This is a genomic window from Streptomyces antioxidans (genome assembly GCF_000968685.2).
GTDB classification, from domain to species: Bacteria; Actinomycetota; Actinomycetes; order Streptomycetales; family Streptomycetaceae; genus Streptomyces; species Streptomyces antioxidans.
The window spans coordinates 66,150-84,867 of sequence record NZ_LAKD02000105.1 but is presented as its reverse complement, the minus strand read 5'-3'; the positions used below and the strand labels follow the sequence as shown (position 1 = coordinate 84,867).

Genomic DNA, 18,718 nt, shown 5'->3' with positions numbered 1-18,718 from the left:
CCGCTCAGGCGTACGCTCCCGCGGCCGTACGTCAGCCGCCGTACAGCTCCCGCAGCCGTACCGACAGGCAGGTCACACAGCCCTCCATCTTCTCGAACTCGCTGATGTCCACCGGCACCGGCTCATAGCCGAGGTCGGCGAACAGCTCGGCGCTGCGCGGCGCGCTCGCCGCCATCAGCAGCTTGCCGCCGCCGAGCAGCACCACATGGGCGCCGGACTCCTCGGGCACGGGAAGGAAGCGGGGGAACGCGGCCGGGTCGTCCACCAGCGGCGGGTAGCCGATGACGGTGCCGTCCGGCAGCGCGGTGACCGCCGACTTCAGGTGGAGCACCTTGCTGACCGGTACGGCCACCACCCGCGCGCCCAGCGGCTCCAGCGCGGAGCGCAGCTGGCGGATGCCGTCGCCGTCGGTGCGTCCGCCGCGTCCCGCGTAGAGGGTGTCGCCGATCTTCAGGACGTCCCCGCCCTCCAGCGTCCCCGGTTCGCGGATCCGGTTCAGCGAGCAGCCGAGGCCGGTCACGGCCTCCTCGGCGGTCGCGGTCTCGGGCCTGCGGGACTCGGCTCCGGGGCGGCCGATCACCGCGACGTTCTTGTAGACGACCAGGGCGTCCTCGACGAACACCCCGTCCGGGCAGTCGTCCAGCGCGGGCAGCTCGACCGTCTCCCAGCCGTGGGCGCGCAGCGCCACGACGTAGACCTCCCACTGCCGCAGCGCCAGCGCGGCATCGACCGGGGTGCGGTCGATATGGGTGACCAGCCCGTCGGCGAGGCGGGGGCTGGGGCGCCGGACGAGGGCTTTGCGGCCGGCCGTACGGCCGCCGGTCATGGGGTTGGGCATGGCGCTGGTCATGGGGACAGCATGTCAGGCGGGGTCACCGCCGCGGCCACCGGCGGAGTCGCCGTAGACCGCCCGCAGGGCGTCCTCGACGGTGGCGAGGGCGGCCGCGCGGTCCAGGCCCAGCCGCCGCGCCCGCTGGACGTAGGTCTGGGCGGCCTCGGCGGCCCGGCGCAGGGCCGCGTCACCCGCCGCCGCGATGAAGGAGCCGTGGCGGCCGCGGGTCTCGATCACACCGTCCTCCTCCAGGGCCCGGTACGCCTTGGCGACGGTGTTCGCGGCCAGGCCCAGCTCCTCGGCGAAGCCGCGCACGGTGGGCAGCTTGTAGCCCACGGGGAGCGCGCCGGAGCGGGCCAGCTCGGCGATCTGGGTACGGATCTGCTCGAAGGGGGCGGTCGCCGCGTCCTGGTCGACGATGATCTGCAAGGCCACGTTGGGGCTCCTGAGGGGTGGGGGTAGGTGGGGGCCGGACGGTGTTTGTGGCACCCATTGTGTGGCAGCCCGAGTGGAACCGCACCGCCCCGGTGATCTGGCCCACGAGCTGCGGAAATTGGGGGGCGGGCCGGGCTGACAGGCCGTAATCTGCGCAACCATGACCATGACTGTGCGCGATTTCCGGGCCACCGACGCGGAGGCCGTGGCGGCGGCCCGGCGCTCCGCCTTCCCCCATCTGGTGACCACGCCCCGGACGGTGGTCTGGGAGTCGGAGAGCGCGCCCGCCGACCAGCACTACCGGCTGCTGGTCGCCGAGGCGGACGGGCGGGTGGTGGGCTCGTGCGAGGCGGGCGTCTTCCATGACGGCGACGAGCCGGGAACGGCGTTCGCCAATACGACGGTGGTCACGGGGGCGCGCGGGCGGGGCGCGGGGTCGGCGCTGGTGACCGCCGCGGAGGAGTACCTGTCCGGGCTGGGCACGGCGAGGATCTTCGCCTGGACGCTGGACGGGACGTCGTCGGTGACCTTCGCCGAGCGGCGTGGCTACCGGCGCGGGCGCTGCTCCCGCGTCCAGCGGCTGGACCTGACGACGGCGGCGCTGCCGCCGCTGAGCCCGGACGGTCTCCCGGACGGGGTGGAGCTGCGCACGGCGGCGGACTTCGCGGACGATCCGCGCCCGCTGTACGAGGCGGACGCGGAGTGCACGGTGGACGAGCCGGGCGATGTGCGCAGGGCGGCGCCGCCGTACGCCGAGTGGCTGGCCCTGACCTGGGAGCATCCCGCGCTCGACCGCGAGCTGACGTCGGTGGCGGTGGTGGACGGCGCGGTGACCGCCTACAGCGTGGCCCATACGGACGGCCGGGGCCACTACTGGTCGGGCATGACGGGCACCCTCCGCGCCTTCCGCGGCCGCGGCCTGGCCAAGCTGGCGAAGAACGACTCCCTGCGCCGCGCCCGCTCGGCGGGCTGCCGGGAGGCGTTCACCGGCAACGACCACGGGAACGGCCCGATGCTGGCGGTCAACAAGTGGTTCGGCTACGAACCGGCGGCCACGGAGTGGCGCTACGTACGGGAGCTCTCGGCGTAGCGGCGCCAGCGCGACGGGCGCACCCGCGCCAGCGCGACGGCGGCAGCCTCAGCGCTATGGGCGCAGCCCCGAGATGAGCAGCCCGACGAGGCGGCGTGCGTCATAGCGGGGGTTGTTGCCCGCGCCCGCGCAGAGCCCGCCGACGCCGCGCATCAGCTCATAGGCGTCCTGGCCGGCGCGGATCTCGCCCGAGGCGACCGCGGCGTCGAGCAGCTGGGTGCAGACGGGCAGCAGCCGGTCGAGGAAGTAGGAGTGCAGGGGGTCGAAGCAGGAGTCATCGGACTGGAGCACGGCGGCGAGGCCGTGCTTGGTGACCAGGAAGTCGACAAAGAGGTCGACCCACCGGCCCAGCGCGGTGTGCGGGGTCTCGGCGCTCGCCAGCAGGGCGGGACCGGCCTCGGCAAGGGCCTCGACCTGGTGCCGGTAGACGGCGACGATGAGGTCGGCCCGGGTCGGGAAGTGGCGGTAGATCGTGGCCGTCCCGACACCGGCCTTGGCCGCGATATCGCGTATCGGCGCTTCCACGCCCGAGCTGACGAACACCGCGGCGGCGGCCTCGAGCAGCGCCTTCTCATTGCGCCGCGCGTCCGCCCGCTTGGGCCGGGCCACACGTCCGGCGTCCGGATCGCTGTCGTTCACCGCACCCTCCCTTCGCGCCCGAGTCTAACGAAACGGAACAACGTCCCGAAACTCCGGCCCGCAGACCGGGATCGGCTGGCTCCGATCTCCTCGGCCGCCTCCCGAAGCATCGCGGCACGCACGTCCTCGCCCTCCTCGACATGCCCCGACGGGGCGTGGCGCAGCCCGTCCGCACAGCCGCTGATGAGCACCCCTCACTTGCCGAGGGGGACCAGGAGTGGGGTCTGGGGCAGAGCCCCAGTTTCGGGAAGGGGCGGGGAGGGGAGCAGCCCGCCGCGGGCGTCACGGTCCGCCGGACGCCCTCTGGACCATCGGCACCGTGGCACTCAGGGGCTCCTTCGCAGGACGAGCGTGACGAAGCCGAGCGTGCCGCGGTAGCCCGCGAGCCACTGGGTGCGGTGCTCGGCGGCGGCCTGGTACGCGTCCAGGGCGTCGGGTTCCTCGCGGTGGTCCAGGGCCCAGCGGGAGAGCGAGCCGGTCCAGGACCACTCGTAGTCGTCCCACTCCCCCGCCGTGCTGACGTGGCCGTAGACCGGCGTCCAGCCGTCCGCGACGACCCGGTCCACGGTGGTCGGGAGATCCGCGTGGTCGTCCCGGGTGGCGCCCAGCGCGGAGAGGGCGGCGGCGTCGGGGGCGCGCTCCCAGAAGCCGTCGCCCACGACGACACGGCCCTCCGGGGCGAGGAGTGCGCGGGCCGCCGCGAGCGTGGGCAGCAGCCCGCCGAAGGCGTGCGCGGCGCCGACGCTCAGCACCACGTCGAAGCGGTGCGCCGGGGCGAAGGCCGCGGCGTCCGTCTCATGGAGGACCAGCCGGTCCGCGACCCCGGACTCCTCCGCGCCCTCGCGCGCCCGCTCCAGGGCCTCGGCGTGGACGTCCACCCCCTCGGCGCGCAGCCGCGGATGGCGCACCAGCAGCCTCCGCAGCCATTCGCCACCGCCGCAGCCGAGGTCGAGGGCGCGCTCGGCGCCGTCCGCCACCGCCCGGTCGAGCAGCCGGGCCACCGACTCGTCGGCGACCGGGGCGGCGATCGGATGGTCGGCGTGCGCGAGATGGGATCTGCGTTGACGGTCCATCCGCACAGCGTGGCAAGGTCCGCCCCGCCCCGCAGCTCCTTTTCGGGAGAGAGCCGCCCGTTGTCAGGGGTAGAGGCCGGCCCGGAAGGTGAACGAGACGAGTTGCGCCCGGTCGCGTGCGCCGACCTTCGTCATGGCCCGCACCGCATGCGTCTTCACGGTGAACGGCGACACGGACATCTGGGCCGCGATCTCGTCGTTGCCGAGGCCGCTCGCGATGAGAACGACCACGTCCCGTTCCCTGGGGGTCAGGGCGCCGAAGCGGAGCAGCAGTTCCCGGTCGACCACCGGGGGCGGGCTGTCGGTCATATGGCCGATGAGTGCGGCCGTCGCGGCGGCCGACAGCGCACCGCCACCGCCGACGACCTCCTTGATCCCGCCGACGAGTTCAGCGGGGCTCGCGGTCTTGCTCAGAAAGCCGTTGGCGCCCGCGCGCAGGGCGGCGAGAACGATGTCGTCCTGGTCAAACGTGGTCAGCACCATCACCCGCAGCTCCTCGGGCGAGTGCTCCTTGCGGATCCGGCGCGTGGCTTCGACCCCGTCGATGCCGGGCATCCGGATGTCCATCAGGACCAGGTCCACGGGGTTCTCCCGGAGGAAGGGGATGGCCTGGAGCCCGTCGGAGAGATCTCCCGCGACCACCAGGCCCGGGTCGAGCTGAAGCATCGTCCGGATGCCCGCCCGCACCTCGTCCTGGTCGTCGACGATCAGAATCCGCGTCATCAGACGGCCGCTCCCACCGGGCTGAACTCCGCGTGCACCCGGAACCGTCCGTCGTCACTGTCGATCGTCAGCCGCCCGCTGGAGGACTCGACCCGTTCGCGCATCCCCACGAGCCCCAGTCCGCTGCCCGCGTGGGAGCCGCGGAGTGCGGGACCGACCCGGTTCTCCACGGTGACGCGGATCCTGCCGTCGCGCTCGCACACCTCCACCGTCGCCGCCCCCTCCCCGTGCCGGTAGGCATTGGTGAGCGCTTCCTGAACGACCCGGTAGACCGTCACGCCGACACTGGGCTCCACGAAACCGTCGGGGACGTCGATCGAGGGCCGGACGTCCAGGCCGATGCTCTCGAACGAGGCGATCAGCCCTTCCAGGCCGCTGAGCGACGGGGTCGGCCGCAGCGCCTCGTCGCCGGACGTGTCGTCCCCGAGGCGCAGCAGCGCCAGGATCCGTTGCGTTTCGACGACGACGGTACGGGCGCTGGACCTGGCCGAGTCGAGGGCCTGCCGGGAGGATGCGGCGCCTTCGGGCAGCCCGATCTCCGCGGCACCGAGGTGCAGGCTCAACATCGCGACCTGGTGCCCGATGACGTCGTGGAGGTCCCGCGCGATGCGGAGCCGTTCTTCGGTCACCCGTCGGGTGGCCTCGATCTCGCGGGTGGCGATGGCGCTCTCCGCCCGCTCCTCCAGGATCCACCAGTGGTCCCGGTGGATCCGCAGCGCGGCCCCCGTCGCCCCTCCCGCTATGGCCGAGAAGAGGGCGGCGGCTCCCACGACCGCCCCGCCGCGGAATCCCCCCAAGGTCATGAACGCGCCCAGGAAGAACGCCGCCACGATGGCGGTCCCGACCAGCGGCTGCCTCCCCCTGAGGGTGACCGAGAACAGCACGAGCACCGCCATCATCCACACCGAGAGGGGGTCGTGGCCCACCGCAGTGACCGCGAAGGACGCCGCACTCGTCACGACCAGTCCCGCCCACGGCCGCCACCACGAGAGGGCGACACCGCCACCGGCGAGGAGTACGGAGAGGGCCGTCGGCCCGTCCGACCCCCTCAGCACCACCGCCACGAGCTGCCCGGTGAACACCAGCGCGGCCACCGCGTAGGCGGCTCGGTGCAGCGCCTCGGGGCGGCGGACCCACAGGGGCGCCGCGGGCCCGTCCTGATCGTTCCGCGCCTTGACCATGGCCTGATTCTCGTTCCCGTGTGCTGCGGCCGTGTACTTCGAACGAAGTAGACGGCGATCCTGCTTCGGCCGCTGGAGACGGCAGAACGCATGCGAGCGAAATGGATGGCAGAAGTACTTCGATCGAAGTACGTGGCTCCTCCCGGGGCCGCTGAGACTCGTCATCGAGGCGACCGTCTCACCACCATCTCGATCACAACGGGACACCCGATGACTCACACCACCGTAACTCCGGCCCCGGCCACCACCCCGATGTTGTCCTCCGGGCTCCGATCGCTCTACCTGATCCGCGTCGCCTTCTCCCTGATCTGGGTGGCGCTCCTCTTCACGACCTCCGCCTCACTGGTGTCGACGGACAAGCCCACCGTGATCGCGGCCGTGCTGCTGATCATCTACCCCCTGTGGGACGTCATCGCCACGCTCCTCGAGCGCCGTATGGCGGGCACCGGCTCGGATCCCGGCTCCACCACGAGCCGCGTCAGCACCGTCAACGTGGCTCTCGGCCTCGCCACCACCGCCGGAATGATCGTCGCCGTCTTCTCCACCCTCAGGGCGGCCCTTCTCGTGTTCGGCGTCTGGGCCCTCGCCGCCGGAGCGATCCAGCTCGTCGTGGCGATCCGGCGCCGTCGCGCGGTCGGCGGCCAGTGGCCCATGGTCATCAGCGGCGCACAGTCCACCCTCGCCGGTGCCACCATCGCCGCCACCTCCGCCTCGGCGACGAGCGGCCTGTCCACCGTCGCCGGATACTCCGCCTTCGGCGCCTTCTGGTTCCTCGTCTCCGTCATCGCCCTGAGCCTCCGCGGCCGACGCGCGGGGCTGGGGGCGTGACGCCGCGCCCGGAGGATCAGCGTTTCCTGCCGGTCGACCGCCAGGCCCCGATACGTCCGTGGGTCTGGAGGCTTCACCGCGTGGCGAGGGCGTCGTCCGTACGTCGCGGAGCTGCGTCATAGGTCCGCGGTGTCGCGGTGGCGCGGGCAGCGGCAGGGTGGGTACTGGCTCGACTGCAGGGGGTCGAGCTTGTCCTTGATCACGACGACCACCCTGCCGAGCTCCTGCGTGATGACCGCGCCGTCCGGCGAGACGCGGTAGACGCGCATCGTCATCCGTGGAGCGGTGGATTCGGTGTGTGAGAACACGGTGACCTGTCTTTCCGGTCGGCCAATTACGTTGTGTGCTCACACCGTTGCGTTACGGCGCGTAGGCTGGAAAGAGGCGACACGTCCCAGCCAAGATCGCGGGACAAGAGGGGATGCACGATGCCGTTCCAGCCACGCGAACTCTTTCCCGACCGCTCGGCACGCGACCTCTTCGGCGCGGAGATCCGCCGCCACCGGGAGAAGGCGGACATGTCGTTACGGCGGCTGTCCGAGGTGCTGAACTACAGCAAATCGCATCTGGCCCGGATCGAGGCGGCGGAGTCCCTGCCGTACGACGACCTTCCGGCGAAGTTGGATGCGTGTTTTGGGGCGGACGGGATGTTCGCGCGGTTGTATGCGCTGGCGAAGAATGAGCCCTATCCGTCAAAGCTGCGCCGTGTAGTGGAAGTTGAAAAGCGCGCGGTCACGATCGAGCAATACGCGTGTGCAACCATTCCTGGCCTGCTCCAGACCCCCGAACTCGCGAAGGCGTCGCTGCGCATCGGCAATCGGTTCGCCCCTGACGCGGAGATCGAGGAGTGGACGAAGGCCCGCATCGCCCGACAGTCGCGGCTAACCGAACCACGGCCACCGCACTGTTGGTTCATCGTGGACGAGGCGGCATTGCGCCGCGCGGCGGGTGGACCAGAGGTTATGCGCCGCCAGCTGGGGTCCCTCCTTGAGCGCGGGACGCAGCCCTACGTAACCATTCAGGTCCTGCCGTTCAGGGCGGGCCAGCATGTGGAGGCGGGCGGTTCCCTGCTGCTCTACACGCTGCCGAACGAACCACTGCTGGCCTACGAAGAAGGCAGCCGGTTCGGGACGTTCATCGAGGACCTGGACCGAGTCGCGGAGCGTCGGAAGAACTACGATCTGCTCAGGGCCATGGCCCTCTCGCCACGGGACTCCGAGGCGATGATCCGAGCCGTGATGAAGGACTGGACCTCATGGGAAGCGCCCCAGATCTGATAACCGCGTGGCGCAAGAGCAGTTACAGCAGTAACGGGGGCGGAGAGTGCGTCGAGGTCGCCGACAACCTCCCCGGGATCGTCCCCGTACGCGACTCCAAGGACCCCGACGGGCCCGTCCTCATATTCCCCCACGGCTCGTGGAACGCCTTCATAGCCAGCCTGAAGAACAGCGCAAGCACATGAGCCGCCTCCTCGTCGTCCGCAACGCGGACCGCAGTGGGCTGGGGCGGTTGCGGCCCTGGTGGGAGGAGATGGGGCTGACCGTGGTCGAAACCGACGGCGCGTCGGCCCCCGCGTCCCCGGAGGGTTTCGACGCGGTGGTCCTGCTCGGCGGTGGCTTTCTGCCGGATGCCGACGCGTACGCGCCCTGGCTACCGGCCGAACGGGAACTCGCCAGGCGTGCCGTCGCCGAAGGGGTCCCGTTGCTGGGGATCTGTCTGGGGGCGCAGGTGCTCGCCGTCGCGGCGGGTGGGACCGTACTCGGCGATCACGGTCGGCCGGAGCGGGGCTCGTGTGCCGTCCGGCTGCGGCCCGAGGCCGACGCCGATGCGCTGTTCGCCGGGATGCCGCATGAGTTCCGGGCCATTCAGAACCACCGTGACCAGATCACCGCGCTTCCCCCCGGCGCCGTATGGCTCGCGTCGAGCGACGCCTGTCCGGTGCAGGCGTTCCGGATGGGCGAGCGGGCCTGGGGGGTGCAGTTCCATCCGGAGGCGGGGGCGGACCGCCTCGACGGCTGGGACGAGGCCGCGCTGGCCGACGCGGGCCTGGACCTGGGCGCGCTCCGGGCCGAGGCCGAGCGGGTCGAGCCGGAGTCCGTGCGTACGGCACGGCGGCTGGCGGCGAACTTCGCGGAGGTGGTCCTCAGCGGAGCAGCAGTTGGAGTCCGCCCAACACCGTCGCCCCGATGACCAGTTGCTCGAAGAGCCGCTGGTTGATCCGGTCCACGCACGCCTTACCGATGTACGCACCGGGCAGGACGAAGAGCGCCAGCAGCGCGTCCAGGAGCAGGGAACGGCCGTCGATCAGGCCGAGGCCGACGCTGAAGGGGACCTTGGCGACGTTGACGATGAGGAAGAACCAGGCCGAGGTGCCTAGGAAGCCGAGCTTCCGGAAACCGGCGGAGAGGAGGTAGAGCGACATCACGGGACCGCCCGCGTTGGCCACCATCGTGGTGAAGCCGCCGAGCACGCCGTACGAACCGGCCTTGAGCCGTGCGCCCGCCCCGTCGGCGGCCGGGACCTCCGGGGCCGCCGCCCGGGCGGCCGCGCGGCGCCGCCACAGCGTGACGCCCGCCATCAACAGCAGGATCGCGCCGATGGAGGTCCGCACCTCCGCGTCCCCGGCCCACAGCATGAACACCGTCCCCACCACGACTCCGGCCGCGACGGCCGGGAACAGCCGGAGCAGGGTCCCCCAGTGGGCGTGCCGACGGTAGGTGCCCACGGCGAGCACATCGCCGACGATCAGCAGGGGCAACAGCACACCGGTCGACGCCCGGGCCGGAAGCACGGCCGCGAAGATCGCGAGGCTGACGGTATTGGCGCCGCTGACGGCGGTCTTCGAGAAGCCGACGAGTATCGCTGCCGCCGCGAGCGCGGCGAACTCCCAGAGGGTAACGGTGTACATGCCACGGAATCATTCCAGGCCACCGCAACCCCCCGGAGCCAGCGGGTCTCTCCCCTCCCCGCAGCATCGATATGCGGCTCCGCCGCCCGGTAAGGGCTCCGCCCCTGGACCCCGGGGCCCGGGGCGGAGCCCCACCGGCGACTGAGCAGCGGGGGCTGGGGCCAAGCCCACCGACGATCAAGGAGCAGGGGCTGGGACGGAGCCCCGCCCCCAGCCCTCCGACAATCGAGGAGCAGGACCTGAGCCGCAGTCCCACCCTCTAGCCCCTCCGGCGACTGAACAGCACGCGCTAGAGCCGAACCCCACCCTCCAACCCACCGGCAACTGAACAGCACACGCTAGAGCCGAACCCCACCCTCCAACCCACCGGCAACTGAACAGCACACGCTAGAGCCGAACCCCACCCTCCAACCCACCGGCGATTGAGGAGCGGGGGCTGGGGCCGAACCCCGCGCTCCAGCCCCTCCGGCGATTGAGGAGCGGGGGCTGGGGCGGAGCCCCAGTTGAGGGAAGGGGCGGGGAGGGGAACAGTCCGCCGCAGGCGACATGAGCGGCGGCGGCGGCCGGGCCCGGTGTCAGAGGCGCGCGTGATACTGGCCGCATGGGCAGGCAGGAGTTTGTGCGGGCCGGCGCCGGGCTCGGGCAGGGTCTCGGCGGGATGGTGGTGTCCGCCGTCGGATATCGCTCCCAGGGGATACCCCCGGCGCTGCACCGGGGGCTGCCGTCCCCCTACCTCACGCTGATCTTCTCCCTTGAGGGCCCCGTCGTGGGCGGCAGCACCCCCGAGCAGGCGCAGGGCGCCGCCGCCGCGCGCACGGAGATCGTCGTGGGCGGTCTGCACCAGCGACCGGCGTACATCCTCCAGCCCGGCCGCGAGGCCGGTGTGCAGCTCGCGGTGCATCCGCTGGCCGCGCGCACCCTGCTGGGGCTTCCGGCCGGTGCGCTCGCCGCCGAGGACGACCTGGTCACCGCCGGGGCCGACGTACTGGGCAGGCGGGCCGCCGACATCCACGAGCGGCTGTGTGAGCAGCGGACATGGGAGGACCGGTTCACCACGCTCGGCGCGTATCTGCGGGAGCGCGCGGCCGCGAGTGAGGACGGGACGCCGGTGCGGAGCGAGGTCGCCGAGGCGTGGGCCTGGCTGGCCCGGCACCGGGGGGCCGGGACGCTGACGGGCCTGGCCGAGCATGTGTCGCTCAGCCCGCGCCGCCTGACCAGCGTGTTCCAGGCCGAGACGGGGCTGAGCCCCAAGCAGGCGGCCCGGCTGATGCGCTTCCAGCACGCCAGGAACACGGTGGTCAGGGCCGTCGCGGCGGACCGGGCGCCGGACCTGGCCCGGGTCGCCGCAGACTGCGGCTACTTCGACCACTCCCACCTGGTGCGCGACTTCCGTCAGTACACCGGGGTGAGCCCGACCGCCTGGTTGGCCGAAGAGTGCCGGAATATCCAAGCCGGGGGCCACCTCTACGGCGAAGAGTAGATCCCATGAGTACCGCACCGAATCAGCAGCAGAAGCAGCAAAGCCAGCAGACGCCATCCCGTGAGGCCGCCATCTGGCCCACGCTCCAGGCCCATGACGCCGTCGCCCTGATCGACTTCCTGGTCGACACGGTCGGCTTCCTGCGCACCGCCGTCTACCGGGACGGGGACCGCGTCGCCCACGCCCAGCTCGACTGGCCCGAGGGCGGCGGGATCATGCTCGGCTCGTACGACCCGGAGACCAAGTCCTGGTGCCTGGAGCCGGGCACCTTCGGGGCGTACGTCGTCACCGACCACGTCGACGCGCTGTACGAGCGCCTCAGCGCGGCCGGAGTGCGGGTGCTCCGGCCGATCGAGGACCAGGAGTACGGCAGCCGGGAATTCGCCATCGCCGACCCGGAGGGCAACAAGTGGTCCTTCGGCACGTACCCGGGCGAGCCCCGGCCCGCGACCGGCTGACTCCGGCCCCACCGGCCCCGCCGGGCCCGAACGCGTTCACCAGCACCGCGTTCACCGGCACCGGGTTCAGGCGCCGACCCGGACGCCCCGGGCCCGGCGGGCCCCGCGCAGGAGCTCGCCCCACCACAGCAGCTCGTCCAGCACCGGACTTCGCCGGGCGGGTGGCGACCCTCGCCGCCCTGCCGAGGGCGAGCGGCGTACTGCGTCTGGTCCACCCCGAGGAGGGGGAGCTCCGCCTCGCGTACGAGACGCTGGAGCTGCCCGCCGACGACGATCAGCTCCTGGTGGTGCACCTCCCCGCCGACGACGCCTCGGCCGCCGCGCTGGACCGGCTGACGGGCCGCCGGTCGGGGGCGTTGCGCGCGGTGTCCGGCTGAGGTCCGTCGGACACCCCTTTAGGTAGGGGAAGCCTCCAGGTAGTGGAAGCCGGGCTTCGGGTGCATCAGGAAGTCGTGGTGCGAGATGTTCCACGCGTACGCGCCCGCCATCGCGAAGGCGACCCGGTCGCCCACCCGTAGCTCCGCGACCGGGACCCGGCTGGCCAGGACGTCCTTCGGGGTGCACAGCTGGCCGACCAGCGTGACCGGCTCGTCCCGTACGGCCGGGCGCGTCCAGGGCCGGGTCCAGACGGCATCCGTGGGCAGCACCTGAAAGGGCTGGTCGTGCCGTTTGGTGGCGGGGGTGCGGAGGTGGTGGGTGCCGCCGCGCACCACCGCGAACGCCTCGCCGCCGCTGTGCTTGATGTCCAGCACCTCGGTGACGTACCAGCCGCAGTAGACGGTCAGCGCCCGGCCGGGCTCGATCCGCAGGGTGAGGCCGGGGTGGCGCAGGGCGAGGTCCGCGATGCCCCGGCCGTAGGCGGCCCAGTCGAAGCGGCGGTCGGGACGGGCGTAGTCCACGCCCATCCCGCCGCCGACGTTCACCTCGGTGATGCCCAGGCCGTGGCGTTCGGACAGCTTCCGCGCCCAGTCGACGATCGCGGCGGCCACGGCCACCTGGGCGGGGGCGTCGAGGCCGCTGGCGAGGTGGGCGTGGATGCCGCGCAGCCGGAGGGGGTTGCCCGGGGCGGGCTGGGTGAGCTGGGCGAGGCAGCGTTCCACGGCCTCGGGGTCCAGCCCGAAGGGGCTGGGCCCGCCGCCCATGGCAAGCGCGGCACCGCCCAGCAAGGCACCGTGCGGCGCGGCACCACCCGACACGGCACCGCCCGGCGTGGTGCCACCCGGCACGGCACCGTCCGGAGTGGTGCCGCCCGACGCGGGGGCGCCCGGCGCCGTGCTGCGAAGCCCTTCGCCGCCCACCCGCTCGCCGAGCAGCCCCGAACCGTCCGCCCGCTCGCCGAGCAGCCCCTCACTACGCAGCCCCTCGGCGTCCGTCCGCTCGCCGTTCAGCGGGAGGTTGACGCGCAGGAGGACGTCCACGGTGTCGATCCCCGCGTCCTGCGCCGCCCCGGCCAGCTGCCTCAGTTCCTGCTCGCTCTCCACGTGGAACCGCTCCACGCCGAGCGCCAGCGCCCGCCGCAACTCCCCCTCGGTCTTGCCCGGACCGCCGAAGGCCAGCGGCGCCCCGGGCACGGCCGCGCGGACGTGTTCCGCCTCCCCGCCGGAGGCGACCTCATAGCCGGTGACATGGGGCGCGAGGGCCTGGAGGACGGCGGGCGCCGGGTTGGCCTTCGCGGCGTAGTACAGCTCCAGGCCCGGCGGCAGCGCGTCCCGTACGGCCCGTGCGTGCGCGCGGAGCGCGGCCAGGTCGTAGACGTAGGCGGGAAGGCCCTCGCCGGTGAGCTCCGTGGCGAGGGTGCGGACGGCGGAGGTGATCAACGGCTGCTCCCGGGGTGCATGACGTGGGCCGCCTCGGACAGCAGGGCGGACGCGAGCGGGCTGGCGATGCGGACATAGCCCGCGCGGCGGTCGGCCCGGCGGCCCCAGCGGGTGAGGAGGTTGGCCTTCGCGGGCAGCGGCACGCCCGCCACCAGGGCGCGCAGCGCGGGCGGGTGGTCATGGGCCGCCGAGCGCTCGCACAGCACCCGGCGGACCGCCGACCACAGCGCGGGCTCCAGCCCCGGACTGCGGTCGGCGAGGGCGGCCACCATCTCGGCGATGTGGTTGACCAGCAGGCAGTACACCACCCGGTCCCAGCCGCGCTCCCGCTCGTACGTCAGCGGGCGGGCCACCGCCCCGGGCAGCGCGGCGAGCGCGGCGGTGTGGTGTTCGGGCACCAGCTTGGTGCCCTCCAGATCGCGGAAGAGCACCTGACGGGGGGTGCCGTCGGCGGGATCGACGCCGATGACGACGTTTTGGAGGTGGGGTTCGAGGACCACTCCGTGGTCGAAGTAGGCGGCCAGCACGGGCGGTACGAGCAGGTCAAGGTACGCCCGCCACCAGGCGGAGAGCCGGTCGGGGCCGGAGTCGGGGAGGAGCCGGGAGATCTGGGCGCCGCTGGTCGGGTACTCATCGGCGACGGCCGCCGCGAGCAGCGCGGTCAGGCCCGGCCGCAGCCGGGCGGCCAGCCCTTCGCGGACGATCACCCCGAAGCCCTCGGTCAGCTGGCGGCCGGTTCCGCCGTTGCCGCCGCCGTCCTGGCGGTCGCCGAGGTCCAGCGTCCGGTACGCGGGTTCGCGCAGCAGCTCACAGCCGGGGAAGCGGACGGCGAGATCGGTGGCGACCGGCTCCAGCAGCCGGGTCAGGGCGACGGCGCCGGACAGCTCGTAGTCGGCGTTCTTGCGCAGGCAGTTGGTGATCCGCACGTTCAGGCTGAACTTGAGGAAGTCCCGGCCGTCGTAGAGCGTGCGGACCGACGCGGTCGGCGCGAACTCCGCGCCGCCCGGCCCGAGGTCCAGCACCTCGCCCCGGGCGATGGCCGCCCGCAGCGGCCGGTGCTCGCGCAGCATCGCGTACTGCCAGGGGTGCGCGGGCAGCAGCCGGTAGCCCTCGGGGACGGCGCCCTGCCGGTCCAGCGCGGCGAGCGCCCCGGGCCGCGCGGACTCCTCACGGACGTACTCCTGGCGTACGGCGAGGTGGTGCAGCGGGAAGCGCGCCCCGGCCTCGGGGGCGAACCGGGACCAGGAGTCGGCGCTGCCGGTGCGGGCCTTGGGGGTGGGGTGGAAGCGGTGGCCGAAGAGGAGGGACTGCTCGGAGGCGAGGTAGAGGTCCTGGGCGTCGACGGGCGAGGTGGCCCGGTCGGGCGAAGTGGACCGGTCAGGCGAGGTGGCCCGGTGCCCAAGCGCCGCCAGGGCGGCCGTCATCCCCGCGTGGCTGGAGGCCACCTGGCCCAGGAACTCGTCGTTGTGCACCCCCGTGCGCAGCTGCAGCTCCCGGTGGATCCGCTCGGCCAGCGCATGCCAGGACACCTCGGCCCAGGTGCCGTCGCGCTCCTCGCTGACCGGCCCGGTGAAGCGGTGCGCCCCGATGAGGGAGGTGCGCCGCAGCCCGACGCGCAGCAGCACCCCGCAGCGCGGCAGCCTCAGCCGCAGCCACCCGTCGGCCACGGCGGTCTGGTGCTCCGGGCCCGACACCTCACGGAGCAGACAGTTGAGGAGGGTGTGGGCGGTGGCGTGGTCGGCGGAGGCCACGGTCGCGGCGGGCGAGGAGGTCATGGGCATGGGGCGGCTCCAACGGGTGCGGAGGAGAGGGGGTACGGGGGGAAGTACGGGGCTCGGTGGACGTGCGGGGTTCGGGGGTCCGGTTCGGGGACGGGGGGCCGATCGGACGCGGCGGTCATCTGCCGCTTCCCCGCAGCAGATAGTTGGGCCCGGTGACGTAGTGCTTGTTGATGTCCGCGGCGCCCGAGCGCTCCTTGGTGAACAGGGTGCCCGCGGTGACCATCGCCTTGACCGGCAGCCGGTCCGCGTCCAGCACCCGTCTGCGCAGCAACTCGGCGGCGGCGCCGGGCCGATGCGCGGCGAGCCGGTCGACGGCGTCGGTGAGCCGGTCGCGCAGCCGCCGCAGCAGGGCGTCGAGCGGGGCCCGGCCGAGGCGGGCGAGCTCGAAGAGGGGGGCGGCGGCGCAGAGGTGGACGGTGATGGTGGTGAACACATCGGCCACCGGCCCGTCGCCGGACGTCAGGATCCTGCGGTCGTCGAATCCGCACAGATCGGCGGCCGGTCCGCCGCCGATCATGGCGGCGAGGCGTATCGCGTGGACGCGGGGGCCGTCGTGGTCCTTGATGAGCAGCCGGAGCCGGGGCGCGGAGCCGCGGTTCTCGCCGATGTCCTCGCCGCCGTTCTCGAAGATCAGCGAGGTGTTCTGCTGATGGGACTCCAGCGCGATGCCGTACGCGAAGAGGGTGGTGTGGAAGTCGAACAGCAGCGTGAGGTAGTCGTCGAGCAGGGCGAGGACGTCCCCGCCGTAGTGGCGTTCGGCGAGCACGTCGATGACGAGCGTGCCGTCGGAGGCGGAAGCCGGGGCGGGGGCGGGCGCGAGCAGCCCGGCGAGCGGCACGACGGTGGTGTTCTCCAGGCCGGGCGGGTAGCGGCGGACGAGCGTGGCGAGCAGTTCGTGTCCGGCGTGGAGGTGGGTGGTCTCGTCGGCGAGCAGCACGGTGCGGCCGAACCTCGGCTCGCGCGCGATCACGGCCTCCACGAGCCGCTGCGCCACTTCGCCGTCGGCCAGGGTGCCGGGCTTGATGGACCGCCGGTTGCGCTGGCCCAGCGTGGAGGTGGTGAGGGGCAGCTTGAGGTGGACGAGGGGGTCGTCGGCGAGGTTGTCCGCGAGGCCGTCGGCCACGGCCACGGTCCGCATGGAGAGGGTGGGCCGTACGTCCAGCAGAGGGCGTCCGGCGAGCCGGGCGGCGCCTTGGAGCCCGGCCGCGCGGAGGGCGCTCTCCAGCGGGGGGCCGAGGGTGAGCGGATGCACGGGGAGGGCGAGCCGCCCCTCGCCCGGCCCGAGCCCGAGCTCTTCGGGCGCGGGCCACCAGCCCGGCAGCCGCGCCGGGTCCCCGCACACCGCCTCGCGCGGGAGCACGAGCCAGCGCAGCGGAAAGGTGGGGTGGAACTCGGGTGCGTGGGCCCTTAATTGGTCCTCGCTGAAGAGGGCCCGCCCCCGGCTGGTGGGGTAGACCGGGTGGTCGCGGAAGGCGGCGAGCGTGTCATACGCGACGGACCCGCCCATCCCGGCCCACCGCTCCCCGTACCGCGCGCCCAACTCGGCGACGACGCGGGGCCGTACGCGGGTGTGCAACCGCGTGGCGTCGAGCGCCCGGCGGCATTCGTCCACGAAGACGTCGTAGAGCGCCCGGTCCTCGTCCGGTACGGCCCCCCGCAGCCGCCCGAGGACGGCGTCGAGCCCGGTGAGCACGGTCCCGGCGGCGGCCGGTTCCTGCCCGTCGTGCGGGGGCAGGCAGAGCAGCCGGGGCGGGCGGCGGGCGCGGATGTCGCACTGGAAGCCTTCGGGTTCCACCGGCAGCAGCACGCTTTCGCTCCCCTTCAGCCCCTTCAGCCCCTTCAGCGCGATGCGGATGCGCAGCCAGTCGCCGTCGGCGCGCGGCACCGGAGCGGCCCGGCCGCGCAGCTTGTAGGCGTCCTCCCGGAGGAGCGTGTCCAGCACCCGTCCGAGAAGCTCCTCTTCCGCTGATTCCGCTGATTCCGCCGTCTCCGCCGTTTCCGCCGTTTCCTCTGTCACACGATCTCCCATCGGTGGGCCGCGAGGAACCGCGCCACCTCCGCGTCGATCCGCCCCTGGTCGGTGCCGGTGGCCCGGAGTACGCCGAGGAAGTCGCGGTTGGTGCGGTGGAGCGGGTGCTCCTCGCCGATCCCGCGCAGCGGCCGGTAGTCCAGGCGTACGCCGTCGCGCTCGGTGACACTGGCCGGAGGGGCGGCGGCGAGCCGTCCGGCGCGGTCGGCCGTGACGTACTCCATGCGCACCCTGCCGTCGGTCCGGGCGCCGAGGTCGTCCGGCAGCGGCTCGCCCATGTGCGTACGGAGGACGTACTCGAAAAGGGGGATGCCGAGGAGTTCGGCGAGGACGAGGTCGCACTGGTCGCCTATGGCACGGTAGTTGACCTCGATGAGGCGGGCCCGGTCCCCCTGGGCGACGTACTCGGTATGGCACACGCCGAAGCCGACGCCCAGCGCGCGCAGCTGCGCCAGCACCTGGTCGGTGTGCGGCTGTGGCGGCGGGGCGGGCAGCAGGTGCAGCCGTTCCTCGATGAAGTGCGGGGGCGGCGAGAGCTCGGTGCGGAAGGCGCCGAGGACGTGGAGGGTGCGGCCGTCGCCGAGGGTTTCGAGGGTGCGCAGCTCGCCGTTCAGGAACTCCTCGACGACCAGGGCGGCGCCGGGCCGCCGCTCCCGTATCTCGGCGCAGCGCCGGACGAGTTCGTCCGCGTCGGCGACGAGGACGACGTCCTCGCTGGCCACGCCCTCCCGGGGTTTGAGCACACAGGGATAGGGCGCGTCGAGCCCGGCGAGGGTGGCGGGGTCCTGCCCGGTGGCGAGCTCGGCGGACCAGACGGGGTCGGCGACGTCCGGACCGGCGGCGGCGAGGGCGCGGCGCAGCTCGGCCTTGTTCTTGGTGCGCAGCGCGGCGCGCCAGTCCTTGCCCGGGAGGCCGAAGTACTGGGCGGCGAGGGCGGCTTGGGCCTGGAGGTGGTCGCTGTTGGTGAAGACGGCGCGGGGGCGGTGGCGGTGGCCGTCGGCGGCGATACGGCTGATCACCTCGGCGTAGTCCCGTACGTCACAGGGGACGATGTCGAGGGCGGGGAAGTCGGGGGCGGGGCGCGGGGACGCCCCTTCCATCCCCTCCTCCTGCTGAGCGTAGGCGCGCTCATGGGCCTCGGGCTGGTCGGTGAGGAGGGTGACCGCCAGGCCGAGGCGGGCCGCCGCGGGGAGGAAGCCCTCGGTGACCGAGTCGGTGGGGTTGAGGGCGAGGAGGTGGAGCCGATGCCCCCGCCCCCGCCCCGGCGGCGGGGCGGGGGCGGCCGGGGCCGCCGAGGTGCCGTGGAGGGCAGGGGAGGAGAACGGCCGTGACGCCGCATCGAGATCATTCTCGTTCACGGCCCGAGATTAGGTTAGGCATGCCTAAGACCGCTAATTCGACGTTCCGGTCCGCCCGTTTGGCCCTGATTAGCCGTCATGATCGT

20 protein-coding genes and 1 pseudogene are annotated in these 18,718 nt (G+C 73.0%); 8 read left to right on the top strand and 13 right to left on the bottom strand.

What is annotated here, in order from left to right; translation table 11 throughout:
• Nucleotides 1-31: 31 nt before the first annotated feature.
• Both ddaH and VT50_RS31555 read right to left on the bottom strand, forming a co-directional pair.
• Nucleotides 32-826, bottom strand: a complete 795-nt coding sequence (gene ddaH, locus VT50_RS31560; RefSeq protein ID WP_046086461.1) for a dimethylargininase — start codon at nt 824-826, stop codon at nt 32-34.
• Between the two features lie 36 nt (nt 827-862).
• Complete coding sequence (locus tag VT50_RS31555; RefSeq protein WP_046086432.1) at nt 863-1,267, bottom strand: GntR family transcriptional regulator; 405 nt, start codon at nt 1,265-1,267, stop codon at nt 863-865.
• A gap of 160 nt (nt 1,268-1,427) precedes the next feature.
• Between VT50_RS31555 and VT50_RS31550 the strand changes: the two genes are divergently transcribed.
• Entirely contained in the window at nt 1,428-2,357 is a 930-nt protein-coding gene (locus VT50_RS31550; protein ID WP_046086433.1) for a GNAT family N-acetyltransferase, read from the top strand.
• 54 nt (nt 2,358-2,411) lie between these two features.
• Here the strand turns inward: VT50_RS31550 and VT50_RS31545 are convergent, their stop codons facing one another.
• From VT50_RS31545 to VT50_RS31525, 5 genes and pseudogenes are all read right to left on the bottom strand, one after another.
• Nucleotides 2,412-2,996 carry a TetR/AcrR family transcriptional regulator gene (locus VT50_RS31545; protein ID WP_046086434.1) on the bottom strand — a complete coding sequence of 195 codons (585 nt, stop codon included), beginning with the start codon at nt 2,994-2,996 and terminating at the stop codon, nt 2,412-2,414.
• 80 nt (nt 2,997-3,076) lie between these two features.
• Nucleotides 3,077-3,178: pseudogene (locus tag VT50_RS31540) on the bottom strand (NUDIX domain-containing protein); the annotation flags it as partial.
• Between the two features lie 144 nt (nt 3,179-3,322).
• Nucleotides 3,323-4,069 (bottom strand): SAM-dependent methyltransferase, encoded by a 747-nt coding sequence (locus tag VT50_RS31535; protein ID WP_046086462.1) that lies wholly within the window; start codon nt 4,067-4,069, stop codon nt 3,323-3,325.
• A 63-nt stretch (nt 4,070-4,132) separates the two neighbouring features.
• Nucleotides 4,133-4,792, bottom strand: coding sequence for a response regulator transcription factor (locus VT50_RS31530; protein WP_046086436.1), 660 nt, complete (start codon nt 4,790-4,792; stop codon nt 4,133-4,135).
• Complete coding sequence (locus VT50_RS31525) at nt 4,792-5,973, bottom strand: sensor histidine kinase (RefSeq protein ID WP_046086437.1); 1,182 nt, start codon at nt 5,971-5,973, stop codon at nt 4,792-4,794. Before VT50_RS31525 ends, VT50_RS31530 begins: the two co-directional genes overlap by 1 nt.
• A 210-nt stretch (nt 5,974-6,183) precedes the next feature.
• On the opposite strand from VT50_RS31525, the gene VT50_RS31520 reads away from it, so the two are divergent.
• Nucleotides 6,184-6,801 (top strand): DUF308 domain-containing protein, encoded by a 618-nt coding sequence (locus VT50_RS31520; protein WP_046086438.1) that lies wholly within the window; start codon nt 6,184-6,186, stop codon nt 6,799-6,801.
• Between the two features lie 116 nt (nt 6,802-6,917).
• Here VT50_RS31520 and VT50_RS39395 read toward each other — a convergent pair whose 3' ends face one another.
• The gene (locus VT50_RS39395) at nt 6,918-7,076 is read right to left on the bottom strand and encodes a hypothetical protein (RefSeq protein WP_158083236.1); all 159 of its coding nucleotides are present in this window, start codon (nt 7,074-7,076) and stop codon (nt 6,918-6,920) included.
• Between the two features lie 153 nt (nt 7,077-7,229).
• Here VT50_RS39395 and VT50_RS31515 point away from each other — a divergent pair, with 153 nt between their 5' ends.
• Genes VT50_RS31515 through VT50_RS31505 form a run of 3 tightly spaced genes read left to right on the top strand, consistent with a single transcriptional unit; the run spans nt 7,230 to nt 8,991 of the window.
• Complete coding sequence (locus VT50_RS31515) at nt 7,230-8,078, top strand: helix-turn-helix domain-containing protein (protein ID WP_046086440.1); 849 nt, start codon at nt 7,230-7,232, stop codon at nt 8,076-8,078.
• A complete protein-coding gene (locus tag VT50_RS31510) occupies nt 8,057-8,263 on the top strand; it encodes a DUF397 domain-containing protein (protein ID WP_075200354.1) in 207 nt (68 codons plus the stop codon). Before VT50_RS31515 ends, VT50_RS31510 begins: the two co-directional genes overlap by 22 nt.
• Nucleotides 8,260-8,991: a type 1 glutamine amidotransferase gene (locus tag VT50_RS31505; RefSeq protein ID WP_046086441.1), complete on the top strand. Its 732-nt coding sequence runs from the start codon at nt 8,260-8,262 to the stop codon at nt 8,989-8,991. Before VT50_RS31510 ends, VT50_RS31505 begins: the two co-directional genes overlap by 4 nt.
• Here VT50_RS31505 and VT50_RS31500 read toward each other — a convergent pair.
• Complete coding sequence (locus VT50_RS31500; RefSeq protein ID WP_046086442.1) at nt 8,945-9,709, bottom strand: sulfite exporter TauE/SafE family protein; 765 nt, start codon at nt 9,707-9,709, stop codon at nt 8,945-8,947. The genes VT50_RS31505 and VT50_RS31500 overlap by 47 nt on opposite strands.
• A gap of 601 nt (nt 9,710-10,310) precedes the next feature.
• Between VT50_RS31500 and VT50_RS31495 the strand changes: the two genes are divergently transcribed.
• From VT50_RS31495 to VT50_RS41085, 3 genes are read left to right on the top strand one after another with little or no spacing between them, the layout of a single operon-like run.
• Nucleotides 10,311-11,189: an AraC family transcriptional regulator gene (locus tag VT50_RS31495; RefSeq protein WP_053048577.1), complete on the top strand. Its 879-nt coding sequence runs from the start codon at nt 10,311-10,313 to the stop codon at nt 11,187-11,189.
• 5 nt (nt 11,190-11,194) lie between these two features.
• The gene (locus tag VT50_RS31490; RefSeq protein WP_046086443.1) at nt 11,195-11,647 is read left to right on the top strand and encodes a VOC family protein; all 453 of its coding nucleotides are present in this window, start codon (nt 11,195-11,197) and stop codon (nt 11,645-11,647) included.
• Nucleotides 11,599-12,024 (top strand): MmyB family transcriptional regulator, encoded by a 426-nt coding sequence (locus VT50_RS41085; RefSeq protein ID WP_276207354.1) that lies wholly within the window; start codon nt 11,599-11,601, stop codon nt 12,022-12,024. The genes VT50_RS31490 and VT50_RS41085 overlap by 49 nt, the downstream gene beginning before the upstream one ends.
• 18 nt (nt 12,025-12,042) lie before the next feature.
• Here the strand turns inward: VT50_RS41085 and VT50_RS31480 are convergent, their stop codons facing one another.
• The 4 genes from VT50_RS31480 to VT50_RS31465 all read right to left on the bottom strand — a co-directional run bounded on the left by VT50_RS31480 (nt 12,043) and on the right by VT50_RS31465 (nt 18,632).
• Nucleotides 12,043-13,464 carry a type III PLP-dependent enzyme gene (locus VT50_RS31480; protein WP_046086444.1) on the bottom strand — a complete coding sequence of 474 codons (1,422 nt, stop codon included), beginning with the start codon at nt 13,462-13,464 and terminating at the stop codon, nt 12,043-12,045.
• Complete coding sequence (locus tag VT50_RS31475; RefSeq protein WP_046086445.1) at nt 13,461-15,245, bottom strand: IucA/IucC family protein; 1,785 nt, start codon at nt 15,243-15,245, stop codon at nt 13,461-13,463. Before VT50_RS31475 ends, VT50_RS31480 begins: the two co-directional genes overlap by 4 nt.
• Before the next feature lie 115 nt (nt 15,246-15,360).
• Nucleotides 15,361-17,274 (bottom strand): IucA/IucC family protein, encoded by a 1,914-nt coding sequence (locus VT50_RS31470; protein WP_046086446.1) that lies wholly within the window; start codon nt 17,272-17,274, stop codon nt 15,361-15,363.
• The gene (locus tag VT50_RS31465) at nt 17,259-18,632 is read right to left on the bottom strand and encodes an ATP-grasp domain-containing protein (RefSeq protein ID WP_046086447.1); all 1,374 of its coding nucleotides are present in this window, start codon (nt 18,630-18,632) and stop codon (nt 17,259-17,261) included. The genes VT50_RS31470 and VT50_RS31465 overlap by 16 nt, the downstream gene beginning before the upstream one ends.
• Nucleotides 18,633-18,718: the final 86 nt, after the last annotated feature.

What these genes read in the sequence shown, in the direction of transcription:
- VT50_RS31520 (WP_046086438.1), top strand. Translation starts at nt 6,184, where the DNA reads ATGACTCACACCACCGTAACTCCGGCCCCGGCCACCACCCCGATGTTG.
- VT50_RS31500 (WP_046086442.1), bottom strand. Translation starts at nt 9,709, where the DNA reads ATGTACACCGTTACCCTCTGGGAGTTCGCCGCGCTCGCGGCGGCAGCG.
- VT50_RS31550 (WP_046086433.1), top strand. Translation starts at nt 1,428, where the DNA reads ATGACCATGACTGTGCGCGATTTCCGGGCCACCGACGCGGAGGCCGTG.
- VT50_RS31475 (WP_046086445.1), bottom strand. Translation starts at nt 15,245, where the DNA reads ATGCCCATGACCTCCTCGCCCGCCGCGACCGTGGCCTCCGCCGACCAC.
- VT50_RS31535 (WP_046086462.1), bottom strand. Translation starts at nt 4,069, where the DNA reads ATGGACCGTCAACGCAGATCCCATCTCGCGCACGCCGACCATCCGATC.
- VT50_RS31510 (WP_075200354.1), top strand. Translation starts at nt 8,057, where the DNA reads ATGGGAAGCGCCCCAGATCTGATAACCGCGTGGCGCAAGAGCAGTTAC.
- VT50_RS31495 (WP_053048577.1), top strand. Translation starts at nt 10,311, where the DNA reads ATGGGCAGGCAGGAGTTTGTGCGGGCCGGCGCCGGGCTCGGGCAGGGT.
- VT50_RS31515 (WP_046086440.1), top strand. Translation starts at nt 7,230, where the DNA reads ATGCCGTTCCAGCCACGCGAACTCTTTCCCGACCGCTCGGCACGCGAC.
- ddaH (WP_046086461.1), bottom strand. Translation starts at nt 826, where the DNA reads ATGACCGGCGGCCGTACGGCCGGCCGCAAAGCCCTCGTCCGGCGCCCC.
- VT50_RS31525 (WP_046086437.1), bottom strand. Translation starts at nt 5,973, where the DNA reads ATGGTCAAGGCGCGGAACGATCAGGACGGGCCCGCGGCGCCCCTGTGG.
- VT50_RS31505 (WP_046086441.1), top strand. Translation starts at nt 8,260, where the DNA reads ATGAGCCGCCTCCTCGTCGTCCGCAACGCGGACCGCAGTGGGCTGGGG.
- VT50_RS39395 (WP_158083236.1), bottom strand. Translation starts at nt 7,076, where the DNA reads ATGACGATGCGCGTCTACCGCGTCTCGCCGGACGGCGCGGTCATCACG.
- VT50_RS31530 (WP_046086436.1), bottom strand. Translation starts at nt 4,792, where the DNA reads ATGACGCGGATTCTGATCGTCGACGACCAGGACGAGGTGCGGGCGGGC.
- VT50_RS31470 (WP_046086446.1), bottom strand. Translation starts at nt 17,274, where the DNA reads ATGGGAGATCGTGTGACAGAGGAAACGGCGGAAACGGCGGAGACGGCG.
- VT50_RS31490 (WP_046086443.1), top strand. Translation starts at nt 11,195, where the DNA reads ATGAGTACCGCACCGAATCAGCAGCAGAAGCAGCAAAGCCAGCAGACG.